The sequence below is a fragment of the Pedobacter sp. GW821-FHT01D05 genome (assembly GCF_059422505.1).
Window position 1 is genome coordinate 285,048 of the sequence record NZ_JBWKXA010000002.1, and the last position, 15,351, is coordinate 300,398.

The following is a 15,351-nucleotide window of genomic DNA, read 5'->3' on the forward strand; positions in this document are numbered from 1 at the left end:
GATACCCTTTTCATCTTAATAGATATATGGTCAGCAGATCAGAACAACGTTTCATTAGAATTAATCTGATAACCATCATAGTTACGCTATTGGTTATACTTGCCGGTGGTATTGTGCGCAGTACCGGATCGGGCATGGGTTGTCCGGATTGGCCTAAATGTTTCGATCGTTACATTCCGCCAACTGATGTATCGCAACTTCCTGCCAATTATAAAGAGAAATATGTAGCAGGTAGGTTAAAGAAGAATGAAAAGTTTGCCAAATATCTGGAAAGCATGGGCAAAGTAGCCTTGGCTGACAGCATTAGGCATGATAAGAGTATTACCATACCTGAAGCGTTTAATCCAACTAAAACCTGGACCGAATACCTGAACAGATTGGCTGGGGTAGCCGCGGGGATATTCTTGTTTTTAACAGCTGTGTATTCATTTGCTTACCGCAAAACAGCTAAACGAATTATTGTACTCAGTATCCTGAATCTTTTTGTTGTGGGATACCAGGGTTGGTTAGGTTCGATAGTGGTTTCTACAAACCTGGCGCAATGGGTGGTAACTGTACACATGTTGTTGGCATTGGTTATTTTAGTGATATCTATTTATACCTACAATTATGCGAAGCAATTGAATAAAGTGCCTTCGGTAATTATGTACCGAATAGCATGGTTAAAAGGATTTTTGTTTTTTACCCTCGTAATCAGTATCGTTCAGATTGTTCTAGGAACCGACGTTAGAGAAGCAGTAGATGTGATTGCAAAGTCACTCTCTTACGGAAGCAAGAATACATGGATTTCGAAAGTAGGAGAAGTATTCTCTTATCACCGCGATTTAGCTATACTCGTAGTAATTGCCAATGCAGTAGTATATAAAATGGTTATAGACCGTTTTAGTGGTAAGGCTGCACCCTTGTTAACCGCAAGGTTTATATTAATAACGCTCCTCATACAGTTATTAAGTGGTTTTGCATTAGCATATATAGCTTTCCCACCGGCAGCGCAGGCATTACATATTTTATTCTCTACGTTGTTATTTAGTTTACAGTTTTACCTGTACTTATTGGTTTACCGAACAAGTACATATAAACAATAATATTTAAGAAAATTGAAACAATATATTTCAGATTTTTCTAAACTTATCAAATTCAGGCTATCGTTTACGGTAGTGTTTTCGGCATCGATCTCTTTTTTGATCGGGCAGAAAATGCAGGTGGGTAGAGGCCATATCCCTAGTATCGATTGGGGAAACTGGCTAATATTGATTGCTGGTGGTTTTTTAGTAACCGCTGCTGCAAACTGTTTTAACGAAATTATTGAAAAGGATTTAGATAAGCTAATGTCTAGAACTAAGGATCGCCCTATGCCGGCTGGTAGAATGACTACCGGACAAGGATTGATTTTAGGTGTTTTCATGGCATTTTTAGGTACCTGGTTGCTCGGTAAACTAAATTTAGAAACTGGTTTACTCTCTGTATTTTCGATTTTGTTATATGCTTTTGCCTATACACCATTGAAGAGAAAATCGCCAATAGCAGTTTTTGTAGGTGCCATTCCAGGTGCATTACCACCGCTTATTGGGTATTTGGCAGCATTTGGCAGTTTAAAAGCAGAAATGTTCCACGAAATTGATTATTACATTGCAGGCATTCTGTTTTTAATTCAATTTGTATGGCAGTTTCCACATTTTTGGGCAATTGCCTGGGTTTTGGATGATGACTATAAGAAAGCTGGTTTTAGATTATTGCCAACCAAGAAAAGAGATAAAACATCGGCACTGCTTACCTTTTTAAGCACGCTGGTTTTAATTCCTGTAAGTTTACTGCCAACACTATATGGTTTTGGAGGGTATTACATCGCAGGTTTATCTTTAATTGCCGGACTTATTTTTAGCTGGCTGGCTTTTAAACTTTTAATGAGCAGAGAATTGGCCGATGCCAAGAAAGTAATGTTCTGTTCGTTTTTTTACATCCCGGCGGTACAGTTGGGCTTATTATTAAATTTTATAGCAAAATAATTTATGGTGCTAACAATGGAAAAGATGCAGGATACGTTTGACCCTAAACCAAGGAAATTTATTGTTTGGTTATTTGTCGTATCATCAACAATTATGTTTGGTGGTTTTACCAGTTATTATCTGGTATTTGCCGCCTCGAAGGGAAAGGGACACGGCTTGGTTTTACCTGATGCTTTTATTTACTCTAGCTTAGTAATTATTGCAAGTAGCATTACCTTGATGCTTGCATCGAAGGCTTTAAGGAAACTGAACTTTAGCTTGCAGCGCAATATGCTGTGGATTACTGTAATATTAGCCATCGCTTTTGGTGTAATGCAGTTTAATGCCTGGGGAAGTATGGTTAGAACCGGAGCAACCCTGGTAGGAAATAACGCAGCAATATCATTTATTTATGTGGTATCTGGCATGCACTTATTACACATTATTGGTGGTGTTGGCCTTATTATTAATGCTTTAGCAGGAAGCTATAAAAGCCTTCCTGTTGCCAAAGTCCAGTATAGAATGGAAATTGCTTCTATTTTTTGGCATTTTATAGATATATTATGGATATATCTGTATGTTTTTTTACTTTTGAACCGTTAAATTTGTTAACAAACTATTATACTATTTCCAAATGAATGCAGTATCACAATTAGATCAAGTTAAAACCGGACCATGGAATGGTGGTCGTTCTCCGTGGTCGGTAGAATATGGTAAAATCATGATGTGGTTTTTCCTTTTGTCAGATGCTTTTACCTTTTCATCTTTATTGATCTACTACGGCGCTCAGCGTTTTTCTAAATTAACATGGCCAGCTCCAGATAAAGTTTTTCAATCTATTCCGGGTATTGCAGAACATGGCGCTCCATTAGTTTTCGTAGGTATCATGACCTTTATCTTAATCATGAGTTCGGTAACCATGGTTTTAGCGGTAGAGGCAGGTCACAGACGTTCTAAAAAAGAAGTTATCGGCTGGATGATTGCAACCATCATTGGTGGTTTCATGTTCTTGGGCTGTCAGGCAATAGAGTGGACTCACTTACACCACGATGGTTTCTGGTGGGGACATATTCCTTCAGCTGAAGAATTAAAACATTTCTTCCTTAAGCCAGAAGATGTATCATTAGTTGCAGCACAGCAATTTGCAAACTTATTTTTTACCATTACTGGTTTCCACGGTTTCCACGTATTTAGTGGGGTAATCATTAACATCATCATCTTAATCATGACAATTAATGGAACTTTTGAGAAAAAAGGACATTATCTAATGGTAGAGAAAGTTGGTTTATACTGGCACTTTGTAGATTTAGTTTGGGTGTTCGTATTTACATTCTTCTATTTGGTTTAATTTATCATATTATAAAAATATTTTTATGTCAGAGCATACACATACAACAGAAGAGCACGGGCACGGGGATCATGCAGGTTTATCAAAAGGTAAAATCTGGAAAGTTTTCGGTATCCTTTTATTAATCACCGTAATTGAATTTATCATAGCACTGGTATTAATCCCTAAAGGATATATGACCCAGCACATCGGTAATTACATTTATATCGCATTAACCCTGTTAAAAGCATTTTATATTGTAGCTTATTTTATGCACTTAAAATATGAAAAGCTAGGTTTACAACTTGCATTAACAGTATCATTCATTTTCATTATTTACTTTATTGTTCTAATGCTGATAGAAGGTGGGTTTTTAAACATCCACATGATGAACCATTAATGAAAAGAAGTCCTATAAAAAAGGTAATAATCCTGGTAAGCATTTTAGCTATACCGGGATTTTTGTTTTTTTACTTATTGCCGCACTTCGCCAAGAATAGGTATAAGAGTTTGCCCATCTTTGGTGAAAAAGTAGTTGCATCAACTTTCCACAGTGTAAAAGGAAAGAAAATCCCAGATACCATTTATCATCAGGTTCCTGATTTTAAACTCGTAAACCAGCATAACGATACCGTTACCTGGAAATCGTTACAGGACAAGATTGTGGTACTAAATTTATTTTATACCGGTGCCAACAACCAGGAAACAAATAAATACATTAAGAAACTAGCTGATGGGTATGAGCAAAAACCTTTGGTTAAGTTTTTAAGTCTGTCTGTTGATCCGCTTGATAAAGGTAGAATAAAAGATTTTGCCGAACAGTTTAAGGCAAAAGCTGGAAAATGGGATTTTCTGATAGGCGATACCATTCAAACTTATCCGTTAATCAGAAAAGGTTTATTACTTGATGTAGTTGCAGATGAAACGAAAGAGAAAACCAATTTTATTTTTAGCAATAAAATAGTGCTTATTGATAATCTACACCGCATACGTGGTATTTATGAAGCCGATGACGCTGGAGCTAATGCTAAGTTGGAAGATGAGGTAAAAGTACTTATTGCCGAGTATTTAAGGAACCTTAAAGACGGCAGGTAACTGGCTAAGTGTTTAGGTTTTTGGGGGGGGACCGTTTGAAGCCCTAAGTTGATACAAAATAATAATATAAAAGAGATTTAAAAAACTCATGGAAAATTCGCCGATTGAGAAAAAGTATAGCAAGTGGATTATCATTCTTTCTATTTTTATACCCGTAGCTGTAGCATTTTTATTCGTAGTAAAACTAAAAGATTTAGGCATTGATGCACCTACCTTGCCTTTTTTACCGCCGATATATGCTACCATTAACGGTATAACAGCTGTACTGCTGGTTGTTGCAGTATGGGCCATAAAAAATGGTAAAATACAATTACACCAAAACCTAATGAAAACCGCTATCGGCTGTTCTTTATTGTTTTTGGTCATGTACATCGCTTATCATATGACTACGCCATCTACCAAATTTGGTGGTGAGGGGGCTATTAAATATGCCTACTTCTTTATTTTGTTAACGCATATCCTATTGTCAATAGCCATTATTCCACTGGTATTGGTTACTTATGTAAGGGCATTGGCCGAGCGTTTCGATCGTCATAAAAAAATTGCCAGGATTACTTTTCCGCTATGGCTGTATGTAGCCATAACCGGAGTAGTGGTTTACCTGATGATATCACCGTATTATCAATACTAAGGTTGTCCTGGCTTAACTTTTTTACCCCTACCCTAAAAAGTAGGGGTTTTATTTTTAATTAATTTTTTACCGGCTAAAATTTCTTAATCAGTATATTTGGTAAAGAAGTTTATTATCATGCTAAAATGTTTTGGTTTAAATCTTTCTTCTCTTTTAATGATAATCTATTTATTATTACGTCTCAGAATAATGGAAGACATAGCAAATTGTGATGAACTAATTTTATGATGCTAAGCAACGCAGATAAAGAACATGTGCTTATAGAAAAAATCGTAGGGGGAGATGAACAGGCTTTTTCTGTTTTGTTTTTCAAATATCTTCCTGTACTCCACATTTTTGCCACTAAGTTCACTAAATCTGAAGATGCCGCTGAAGAAATTATTCAAGATTCTTTTTTAAGGGTTTGGCTAAATCGCGATAAATTAGCAGCAGTTGATAATGTGAAAGCCTATCTATATAAATATGTTTCTAATGAATGTTTAAGCTACCTGCGTAAAAAATTAAAAGAAGATAGAGTTGTTGATGCATTTATGGCCAAGCAACAAAATAGCCATAACAATACGGTAGAAACTATCAATTTAAACGAGGTAACAAAAATTATTGCCATTGCTGTCGAAAAATTACCTGATCAACGCAAATATATATATCAATTGAGCCGACGCGATGGTAAAACTATACCTGAAATTGCAGAAATACTCAATATATCGCCTAATACGGTTAAAAATGCCCTGGTAATTGCCCTTAAATCGATACGTATACACCTCGATCAACACGGGATTGTATTCTTTTTCCCAATGTTTTGCTTCTTTTTGAAAATAAAATAGAAAAAAATTAATATCCCGGTAGTCCTAATTTTCTTTTACTGCTTCTTAGTATCAGAATCTTTATGGAAGAACGTATACATTACTTATTACAACAGTTTACAGCAAAAGCACTAAGCCAGGCTGAAAGGGAAGAACTTTTAGTTTTAGCAGAAAACAACACATCATTGCTTTCTGACGAAATTGTGAAAATGATTATCGCAGAAGAAGAATGTGCGGTTAATGTTGTTGAGGAAAAATGGAATCCTGTTCTAAATAAAATTCTAGCGGTAGATAAACCAAGCCGGTCGCCTAAGCGTATTTTAATGAAGAGCTTAAAATGGGCTGCCGCCGCAGTTGTTTTTATTGTGTTTTCGTTCGCCGCTTACCTCTCTTTACAAAAAAAGAAAGAACATGTTTTTGCTACTGACGTGGCGCCGGGAAAAAACAAAGCCATTCTCACACTTGCCGATGGAAAGAAAATTTCACTTTCGGATGCGATGAATGGTTATATTGCCAAAGAAGCAGGTTTCTCTATCACCAAAACTGCTGATGGCCAATTGGTGTATAATGTAGCAGGATCAGAAAATGTAAATGATAGCAGATTAAATACCATTTCGACCCCAAATGGTGGCGAGTGGCAAATCCAGTTGCCCGACGGTTCTATGGTTTGGCTAAATGCAGCATCTTCAATTCAGTATTCGTTAAATATTGGAACCGCTAAACAGCGTGTTGTTAAACTAGATGGCGAAGCTTATTTTGAAGTAGCTAAAAATGCAACACATCCTTTTATTGTAGAAACTGATAAGCAATCTGTTGAGGTATTGGGTACGCACTTTAACATTAATAGTTATAAAGATGAAAGGGTAACTAAAACCACTTTGCTGGAAGGAAGTGTACGTGTTTCTCATAATATTACCAATGAGAGCGAGGTGCTTAAACCTGGCGAGCAATCTTTTGTATCTGTTTCTGGCATGGATGTTAAAGAAGTAAATGTTGATGAAGCAATAGCATGGAAGAACGGCTATTTTATGTTTAATAACGAAAGGCAAGAAAGCATTTTACGCAAAGTTGCCCGTTGGTACAATGTAGAAATAGAATATGCCGATCAGGATGCGAAAGAGGTAATGTACTATGGAACGGTAAGCCGTTTTGAAAAAATTTCGAAAGTATTAAGAAAATTTGAGCAGACCGGAGAGGTGCGTTTCGATATTAAAGGCAATAAAGTTATTGTCTATAAGGAATAAACGAGAAAAGATGAAGAAGTAACTAACCTTTATCTCTAAAAATAACTAATTAATCAACTTAACCTAAAACTTAACAAATGATGAATAAACCTCGACAAAACTCCTGACGATTCAACGTTGAATAAATAAAAAAGGAGTGCTTGCAACACCCCCTTTATTATCTGTTTAGCTATTCCGTAAGCCGGAATCGATTAAAAATCAATTATTTCTTGGATAACCGCGAAACGCTTTTTGGCGTCTAAACTTTATTGCGCTTCGCACAAAAACAGACTATTAAATGTACAAAATTTATATTAGAATTTTATGTACGCATCGACGCTACATACCTAAATTGCTATTAATTATGAAGTTAGTTACGGTCATATTACTTGCCTCGCTAATGCAGGTAAGTGCAGCTTCATTTGGCCAGCTGGTTACATTAAAAGAGAAAAATGTAACATTAGAAAAAATGTTTAGGGAAATCAGACAGCAATCTGGTTATGATGTATTGTTATCAACCAACACCATTAAAAGTACTACTACTTTAAATGCAAACTTTAATAATGCGACTATAGAAGAAGTAATGACCAAGATTATTTCTGGTCGGGATTTAACCTATACTATTGAAGACAAAACAATTTTAATCAAACCAAAAGAGAAGAGTATTTTCGATAAAGTAATTGGTTATTTTGTTGCGGTAAAAATTACTGGTAAAGTAAGAGATAAAAGTGGAAGTGCTTTGCCAGGTGTAAGCGTAAGAGAAAAAGGGGTTGCCAACGCGGTATCAACCAATGGATCGGGCGATTATAGCATTTCAGTAAAAGAGGGTGGCGTTTTAACCTTTAGCTTTATAGGTTACAAAACACTCGAAGTTCCCATTGGTGGAAAAACCGTTATCAATGTAACCTTAGAAGAAGATGCTGCCCAGTTAAAAGAGGTAAATGTTGTTTCTACTGGTTATCAGCAGCTGGACAGAAAATTATTTACAGGTGCAGCCACTCAGTTAAAAGTATCTGATGTAGAAAGATTAGGAGTATCTGATATCAGCCGTATGTTGGAAGGACAGGTAGCGGGTGTTACCTTACAAAACGTATCAGGTACATTTGGTGCAGCACCAAAAATCAGGGTACGTGGCGCAACCTCTCTGTCTGGAGACAATAAACCTCTCTGGGTTATAGATGGCATTATTTTGGAAGATGTGGTTAATATTTCAAATGAAGCTTTATCAAGTGGTGATGCGAATACATTATTAGGATCATCAGTTGCAGGATTAAATGCTGATGATATTGAAAGTTTCAATATCTTGAAAGATGCAGCTGCTACAGCTATGTACGGCGCAAGAGCCATGAACGGTGTTATTGTTGTAACCACTAAAAAGGGTAGACAAACAGAAGGTGCCCCCAAAATTAGTTATACTGGGAACTTTACAACTTACTCAAAACCAACTTACGAAGGAACAGACATTTTGAACTCAGACGAGCAAATGGCTGTTTTGATTGAGTATTTTAATAAAGGAGCTTATCAAATCCCAGGATCTTCAAGTGGTCAAAATGGAGGTATCTTCCATAAAATGTACAATGAGCTTTATAATTATGATCCGGCAACAAAAACCTTTGCTTTAAAATATGATAAATCAAGTGTTTCAAATTTTTTAACCAGATATGCGAATGCTAATACAGACTGGTTCGATATTCTTTACAAGAATTCATTGAAGCAAGAGCATTCTATGAGTGTAACCTCAGGTACAGAAAAGTTCCAAACCTATGCCTCAACATCATATTTGAATGATAAAGGTCAAACCATTGGTAGCAATGTAGATCGCTTTACCGGAAACTTCAGGGCAAATTTTGCACCCAGCAGTAAATTAAGCTTTGAATTGCTTACTACAGCTTCCGTTCGTAATCAAAGAACACCCAGTGGTAATTCTGATCGTAAATCAGATCCGGTATATGGCAGCTACTATCGTGAATTTGATGTGAATCCATATAATTATGCGCGTAATACAAGCCGCCTTATAACGCCATATGATGAGAATGGGAACCTAGAGTATTTTGTTAGAAATTACGCTCCATTTAATATTTTAAATGAGCTTGAAAATAATTACACAAAACTCCAGATGCTTGATATTAAAGTACAAGGAGGGGTAAAGTATAAAATTATTCCTTCTTTAACTTACTCTATCAATGCCGCTTATAGGTTTTCGAAATCAGAAAGACAGAGTTATGTGTTAGAGCAATCTAATCAAGCTCAGGCATTTAGGTCTGGTGGTGATGCCACACGCGATGGTGATAATCAGTATTTATACATAGATTCAGCTAATCCTACTGGTTTGCCCACAAGCCTGCTGCCAACAGGTGGATTTTACAATACTGCCGGCGACAACCTAACAAACTATTATTTCAGACACGATCTTGTATACGATAAGAACTTTAATGATAAACATCTCGTTAATGTTTTTGGTTCAATGGAGGTTAGGTATATTGATAGGCAGAATGAATATTTTAATGGAGTTGGCTATCAATATGAAAATGGCGGCTTAGTAAATCCAAGTTACTTATATTTTAAGCAAGCCGGTGAAGCAGGTAAGGCTTATTTTGGAATGGGTAACAACTACGAACGCTATATTGCCTACATGCTAAGGGCAGCTTACTCGTACAAAGGTCGTTATAGTTTTAATGCTACCACACGTTACGATGGATCTAATAAAATGGGTAGGAGCAGGAATGCAAGATGGTTACCAACCTGGAATGTATCTGGTTCTTGGAATGCTGATCAAGAAAGTTTCTGGCCTAAAAATGATATCGTAACTTCAGCCGTTTTAAGAGGATCGTATGGTTTAACTGCCAGCATTGGTAGTGCTACCAACTCGCTTCCCGTTTTTTATGATCAAATATCTAGAAGACAGTTTTTAAAAGATCAGGAAGTTCAAACCTATATTTCAACGCTTCAAAATACGGAGTTAACCTGGGAAAAATCGTACGATGCCAATATAGGTTTAGATTTAAGATTCTTTAAAAACAAAGTAAATTTATCTGTCGACCTATATAATCGTAATATTCACGATCTATTGGGTAACTTGAATACTTCTGGTATTGGAGGCGAATTCACCAAAACCGCCAACTATGCGGCAATGTCTAGTAAAGGTATCGAATTCACTATATCGGGTTCGCCAATTAATGCTGGTGATTTTAAATGGGCAACCAATTTTAACTTTGCATTTAATAAAACAAAAATTACAGAGCTAGATGCACTTCCTAATATTTGGAGAGCAGTTTCTGCAACAGGGGGGGCAGTTTTAGGGTACCCGCAAAGAGGATTGTTTTCGGTTCAGTTTGCTGGTTTAAATCCACAATATGGTTATCCAACTTTCTATGGTGCAAATAGTACTGCCACAACGTATATTGGCCTACAAGATGATGATATTGATATCTTAAAATATGAAGGTCCAACAGATCCGACAACAACAGGAGGCTTTTTTAATCAGTTCAGGTACAAAAACTTCTCTTTATCTGCTCTATTTAAATTCTCTGCAGGAAATGCACTACGTCTAGCGCCATCTATCTCTGCTTCTTATTCTGATATGACAACTTTAAGTCGCGATGTGTTAAATAGATGGATTATGCCAGGAGACGAAAAAATTACAAACATCCCTGCCTTGCTCGATCCAGTTTCTGCAGCAGCGATTGTAAGTTCTACAGGTTCTACAACTAATCCAGTATATCCTTATAACCTTTATAACTATTCTACAGAACGTGTTGTAAGTGGAGATTATATTAAACTTTCTAGAATTACTGCTAGTTATGATATTCCTAAGAAAATCACTTCAAAGTTTAAAATGACAAATGCGTCCCTTATTGTTGCTTGCGACAATGTGGCGGTTCTTTATGCCGATAAGAGACTTAACGGTGAAGATCCTGAATTCTTTTCTACAGGGGGTGTTGCATTACCGGTTCCAACACAGTTTACATTATCATTAAGAGTTGGATTTTAATTTAAAAGACTATGAAACTAATAAAATCAATTACCATATTATCAAGTGTAATGTTGCTCGTATCGTTACAATCTTGTAAGAAATTTTTAGATGAAGTACCTGATAATAGAACAGAGATAACAACTGTTGCTAAAGTAGCGCAATTAACTGCAACAGCATACCCTTCTGCTCATTATATCACTTTTGCAGAGGCTGCCTCGGATAATACCGAAGAAAAGGAAAAAGGTGTAGGGACTTTGAACGATCAATGGGATAAGCCGTATTACTGGGAAGACCTTTCAGGAACCGATACAAATAGCCCAGGGTCCTACTGGAATGGATGCTATGAAGCTATTGCTGCGGCCAACCAGGCATTACAGGCCATCGAGAACGGGAACTTTGGTAATGCCGTATTGCCGTATAAGGGAGAAGCATTGGTAGCACGTGCCTATGCTCACTTTATGTTAGCTGTATTTTTTGCAAAACCTTACGAAATAGGAGGGGCTAACAGTTCTCCTGGTGTACCTTATGTTACTGTGCCAGAAACTGAGCCGATTAAGCAATATTCGAGAGGAACAGTTAAAGAAACTTATGATAAAATTAAAAAGGATCTTGAAGAGGGATTGCCTTTATTATCTGCAAGTGCTTATACGGTTCCTAAGTACCATTTCACGCCTTCAGCTGCACATGCGTTCGCCTCACGTTTTTATCTGTTTCTTGGCGATTGGCAAAAAGTAATTGATCATGCCAATTTAACCGTTTCTGGAAACGATTTTGTTAATAATATGAGACCGGTTTCTACGACCTTGTACGAAATGACAAACAACGATTTTAGAGCCAACTATACTAAAACCGAGCAAAGAACAGCAATTATGCTAGGTAATGCTTATAGTACTTATACTTATGTAAATACACCAAATCATGGTATTGGCAATAAGCTGGTTAGGATGTATACTTCTCCTAACGTTACTGGCAAAATACTGGCAAATAAGGTTTACCAATGGAGTGCCGGAAACTATAATACGCTAAAGTATTTATACTATTTCTTCTACACAGGGCCAGGTATAGGTTTCCCATACTTGGTTGTTCCGTTACTTACCGCTGATGAAACCTTAATGAACAGGGCTGAGGCTTATGCCCAATTGGGTAATAATGAAGCGGCCTTAAAAGATATAAACGATTTTATGAAGGTTAGAATTAGAAATTACAATGCTGCTACCGATGTAGTCACCTTAGCTAAAATAAAAGCATTTTATAGTATCGACGATCCTAAACAGGGATTGATACAAACCATTTTAGACTCAAAAAAAGCAGAATTTTTGGAAGAAGGTATAAGGTGGATGGATATTGTTCGTAGTGGTTTAACTGTTAAACATAATATATTTAGTAATGTTGGTGTAGAGAGCTTCATGGAATTAAAACCTGGCGACCCGCGTAGATTGTTTCAATTACCTAATGAAGTAAAGCTTTCTGGAGTAGAACTAAATCCAAGATAAATATGTTTATGAAAAATTTTATTAAAAGTTCATTAGCCATAATGGTAATTTTGGCTCTTGCTACCTCATGTAGAAAAACTGAGGATTTAGATGTTGATTTCAACAAGTATAATTTAGATATGCCTGAATCTAATACAGATTTGGATAAATGGTTAAATACAACCTTTCTAAATCCATATAACATGAAAGTTGTATACAGATTCAACAGATATTATTATGGAGATGCCGCAGCTGATGTAGCACCGCTTAAGCCTGAAAATGTACAGCCTATGATGCAAACGGTATTAGATGGCTACATGGCTCCGTATCTAAAAATTGCTGGTTTGGATTTTGTACAACGCACAAATCCTAAAGAATGGGTTTTGTATGGCTCTGCAAAATATCAAACCGATGGCTCTGCTATAGCAGGAACAGCAGCTGGAGGTAGAAGGGTTACATTGTACGGACTTAACAATTTCAGTCTTTCCCCTGGCTTTGTAACTTCCAGATTGTATGTAATTCATCACGAATTTACCCACATTTTAAATCAAACTGTAGCTATTCCTATTGATTTTGAAGCGATATCTGGTGGTACATATAAACAGCCATGGACTTTAACACCAGCTCAAACAGCTAAAGATAATGGATTTTTAGGTAGTTATGCCAGTGGTAGCCCAACAGAAGATTATGCCGAAACAACCGCAACTTTATTGGTTTCAGGTCAATCATATTATGACAACTATGCCAATACTGCCAATGCGACTGCTAAAAGTAGACTTAAATTAAAAGAGGCAAATGTGGTAAATTATTTTACAACCGCATTCGGAATCGACTTTAGAAAACTGCAAAAGGAAGTACAGAACTATATCAAAACTACTTTAAAAGATCCATCAGTTTCTTTTGGCTATTGGTTAAACAGGAACCTGTATAAAAGCATGACGATTAATCTGGATAATGATGTAACCTATAGCCAATTTGGTATTTCTGATCAATTCAAAGCTGTTTATCAAAATTCTAAAACAGCACTCGCTGCAATAGGTGGGGCAAATAGGGTGTTAAATTACATTAGATTTGATTTTACGTCAGGTACTGCTGCAACGGTTTATGTTAATTATTCTAATTCTGCTGGATCAGTCCTGGAGGCTAGATATGCTTTAAATATGGCGATTAATACGACTACTGGCGAAACCAAATTTACAACGGGTACAGCCGGAGGTACAGATGCAAGCTGGGTAGGAAATGCAAATACAGTTAAACCAGGAATACAGCCTTTGTTGGACTATTTTGTTAATAATACCTTTGTTGCAGACTGGTTACCAGCTGGATATAATGCTGGTACTTATACCAATTTTGGCGGTTTTTATGTTAGTGGTACGCCTACAAACTATTTTTACGGTGCTTTAGGGCAATAAATATAACTGTTATGAAAAGAATATTATTTTTATTCACTTGCCTGTTAATATTTGCAGGCTGCAAGAAATCATCATTTGTAGCTAAATTTGATCAAGATCCAGAAATTAGGATGGGTGAAGCCATTGCAAAAGTAAAAACTACTTTAAGCTCTGCCGAAAACGGATGGATTGCTACTACACCAACTGCTGATGGAGGAGGATATAGCTTCTTTATGAAGTTTGATGCTACCGAAAACGTTAAGATGTACGCTGATTTAAGTGATGCATCATCTAAAACAGAATATGCTTCATATTATCGAATTAAGCAAGATCAAGGTGTAGATTTAGTTTTTGATACATTTAACTACATCACCATGTTGAACGATCCAGATCCTTCAACTTTTGGGGGAATCGCTAAAACAGGTTTTAAGAGTGATGTTGATTTTATTTACGATAGAATTTCAGGAGATAGTATTGTTTTTATAGGTAAAAGATACCGCCAGCCATTAAAAATGATCAAGGCCACTGCTGCCCAAAGAGCTGCTTATGAAAGTGCCGGATTAAAAACTGCTATTGATAAAATTAAAGATTATTTCAATACTTATGCGAACCCATATATTGAAGTCGTTGTTGGTGCTAGTACGCTAAAAGTTGGTGTTTCTCCAAATGTTTCCAATAGCGTTTTATCTGGTAAAAGGATAGATCTAACAGGTGTTTTAGCTGATGGGTCTACGGTTTTTTCTAGTGGTCAAAAGTTTGCTTTTAGCTTAACTGGGGCTGAAATTCTAAATGGAGGTCTAGTATGGCAAGGCATTACTTTTATCCGTCTTGCCTGGAAGGACGCAACAACCTTAGTTTTATATGATTCTACCGGAAAAGAATATATTATTAAAAATTCTGCAGCGCCTATAGTTCCGCTTTATAGGCTATGGGGTAGTAAATACGGAGGTATGCTGTCCGAATATAAAACCATATACCCTGGAACAAGTACCAATGGTGCCACTATTCTAAATTATTTTCATAATGGCTTAACACCTGCCGTAACTGGATATAGTTTTAACTATGGTCGAATCAATTTTGCTTGGAACATTGCAAACAAGAGGTTAAACTTAAATGGCTTTAGTAGTCAAAATGGTGGAAGCTCTGGTTGGATAACTACTATTGTGTACAATTACACAGTTGATGCAAACGGGGTATACAAATTTACTCAATTTGCAGCTGCATCTGGAGGATATGTAACAAATTCACTTTCAAGACTACATGCTTTTTTATTGGCAAATAGTGTGACTTTCGATTATTATGTTGATGGTGCAAATGTTTATGGTAAAATGACAAGCGTTGAAGATCCATCAATTGTAATGACGTTTGTTTTGCAATAATGCTCCGATATATTTAAAAAAACCATTTTTTGGGACGTTAAAGGCAGCGTTTTTTATTAGTTCTTTTATATA

General features: G+C 36.4%; 13 protein-coding genes. All 13 read left to right on the plus strand.

Going from position 1 to position 15,351, the window contains the following annotated elements:
- The first annotated feature begins 26 nt into the window (after nt 1–26).
- The 13 genes from AC07VK_RS09400 (at nt 27) to AC07VK_RS09460 (ending at nt 15,279) form a co-directional block, all read left to right on the plus strand.
- The gene (locus AC07VK_RS09400; RefSeq protein ID WP_492960053.1) at nt 27–1,085 is read left to right on the plus strand and encodes a COX15/CtaA family protein; all 1,059 of its coding nucleotides are present in this window, start codon (nt 27–29) and stop codon (nt 1,083–1,085) included.
- Between the two features lie 12 nt (nt 1,086–1,097).
- Nucleotides 1,098–2,006, plus strand: a complete 909-nt coding sequence (cyoE, locus tag AC07VK_RS09405; RefSeq protein WP_492960055.1) for a heme o synthase — start codon at nt 1,098–1,100, stop codon at nt 2,004–2,006.
- Nucleotides 2,007–2,021: 15 nt separating this feature from the next.
- Nucleotides 2,022–2,588, plus strand: a complete 567-nt coding sequence (locus AC07VK_RS09410; protein ID WP_492954211.1) for a cytochrome c oxidase subunit 3 — start codon at nt 2,022–2,024, stop codon at nt 2,586–2,588.
- Nucleotides 2,589–2,619: 31 nt separating this feature from the next.
- Nucleotides 2,620–3,333 carry a cytochrome c oxidase subunit 3 gene (locus AC07VK_RS09415; protein ID WP_492954210.1) on the plus strand — a complete coding sequence of 238 codons (714 nt, stop codon included), beginning with the start codon at nt 2,620–2,622 and terminating at the stop codon, nt 3,331–3,333.
- A 25-nt stretch (nt 3,334–3,358) separates the two neighbouring features.
- A complete protein-coding gene (locus AC07VK_RS09420; protein WP_215130619.1) occupies nt 3,359–3,712 on the plus strand; it encodes a cytochrome C oxidase subunit IV family protein in 354 nt (117 codons plus the stop codon).
- Nucleotides 3,712–4,407, plus strand: a complete 696-nt coding sequence (locus AC07VK_RS09425) for an SCO family protein (RefSeq protein ID WP_492960057.1) — start codon at nt 3,712–3,714, stop codon at nt 4,405–4,407. The genes AC07VK_RS09420 and AC07VK_RS09425 overlap by 1 nt, the downstream gene beginning before the upstream one ends.
- An 88-nt stretch (nt 4,408–4,495) precedes the next feature.
- Nucleotides 4,496–5,038, plus strand: coding sequence for a DUF420 domain-containing protein (locus tag AC07VK_RS09430; protein WP_492960059.1), 543 nt, complete (start codon nt 4,496–4,498; stop codon nt 5,036–5,038).
- Between the two features lie 224 nt (nt 5,039–5,262).
- Nucleotides 5,263–5,862, plus strand: a complete 600-nt coding sequence (locus tag AC07VK_RS09435; RefSeq protein ID WP_492960061.1) for an RNA polymerase sigma-70 factor — start codon at nt 5,263–5,265, stop codon at nt 5,860–5,862.
- Nucleotides 5,863–5,924: 62 nt separating this feature from the next.
- Nucleotides 5,925–7,085 carry a FecR family protein gene (locus AC07VK_RS09440; protein ID WP_492960063.1) on the plus strand — a complete coding sequence of 387 codons (1,161 nt, stop codon included), beginning with the start codon at nt 5,925–5,927 and terminating at the stop codon, nt 7,083–7,085.
- A 343-nt stretch (nt 7,086–7,428) separates the two neighbouring features.
- Nucleotides 7,429–11,055, plus strand: coding sequence for a SusC/RagA family TonB-linked outer membrane protein (locus tag AC07VK_RS09445; RefSeq protein ID WP_492954205.1), 3,627 nt, complete (start codon nt 7,429–7,431; stop codon nt 11,053–11,055).
- Nucleotides 11,056–11,066: 11 nt separating this feature from the next.
- Nucleotides 11,067–12,530, plus strand: coding sequence for a RagB/SusD family nutrient uptake outer membrane protein (locus tag AC07VK_RS09450; protein WP_492954204.1), 1,464 nt, complete (start codon nt 11,067–11,069; stop codon nt 12,528–12,530).
- 8 nt (nt 12,531–12,538) lie between these two features.
- The gene (locus AC07VK_RS09455) at nt 12,539–13,921 is read left to right on the plus strand and encodes a substrate import-associated zinc metallohydrolase lipoprotein (RefSeq protein WP_492954203.1); all 1,383 of its coding nucleotides are present in this window, start codon (nt 12,539–12,541) and stop codon (nt 13,919–13,921) included.
- A gap of 11 nt (nt 13,922–13,932) precedes the next feature.
- Nucleotides 13,933–15,279 (plus strand): DUF4302 domain-containing protein, encoded by a 1,347-nt coding sequence (locus AC07VK_RS09460; RefSeq protein WP_492954202.1) that lies wholly within the window; start codon nt 13,933–13,935, stop codon nt 15,277–15,279.
- Nucleotides 15,280–15,351 lie beyond the last annotated feature (72 nt).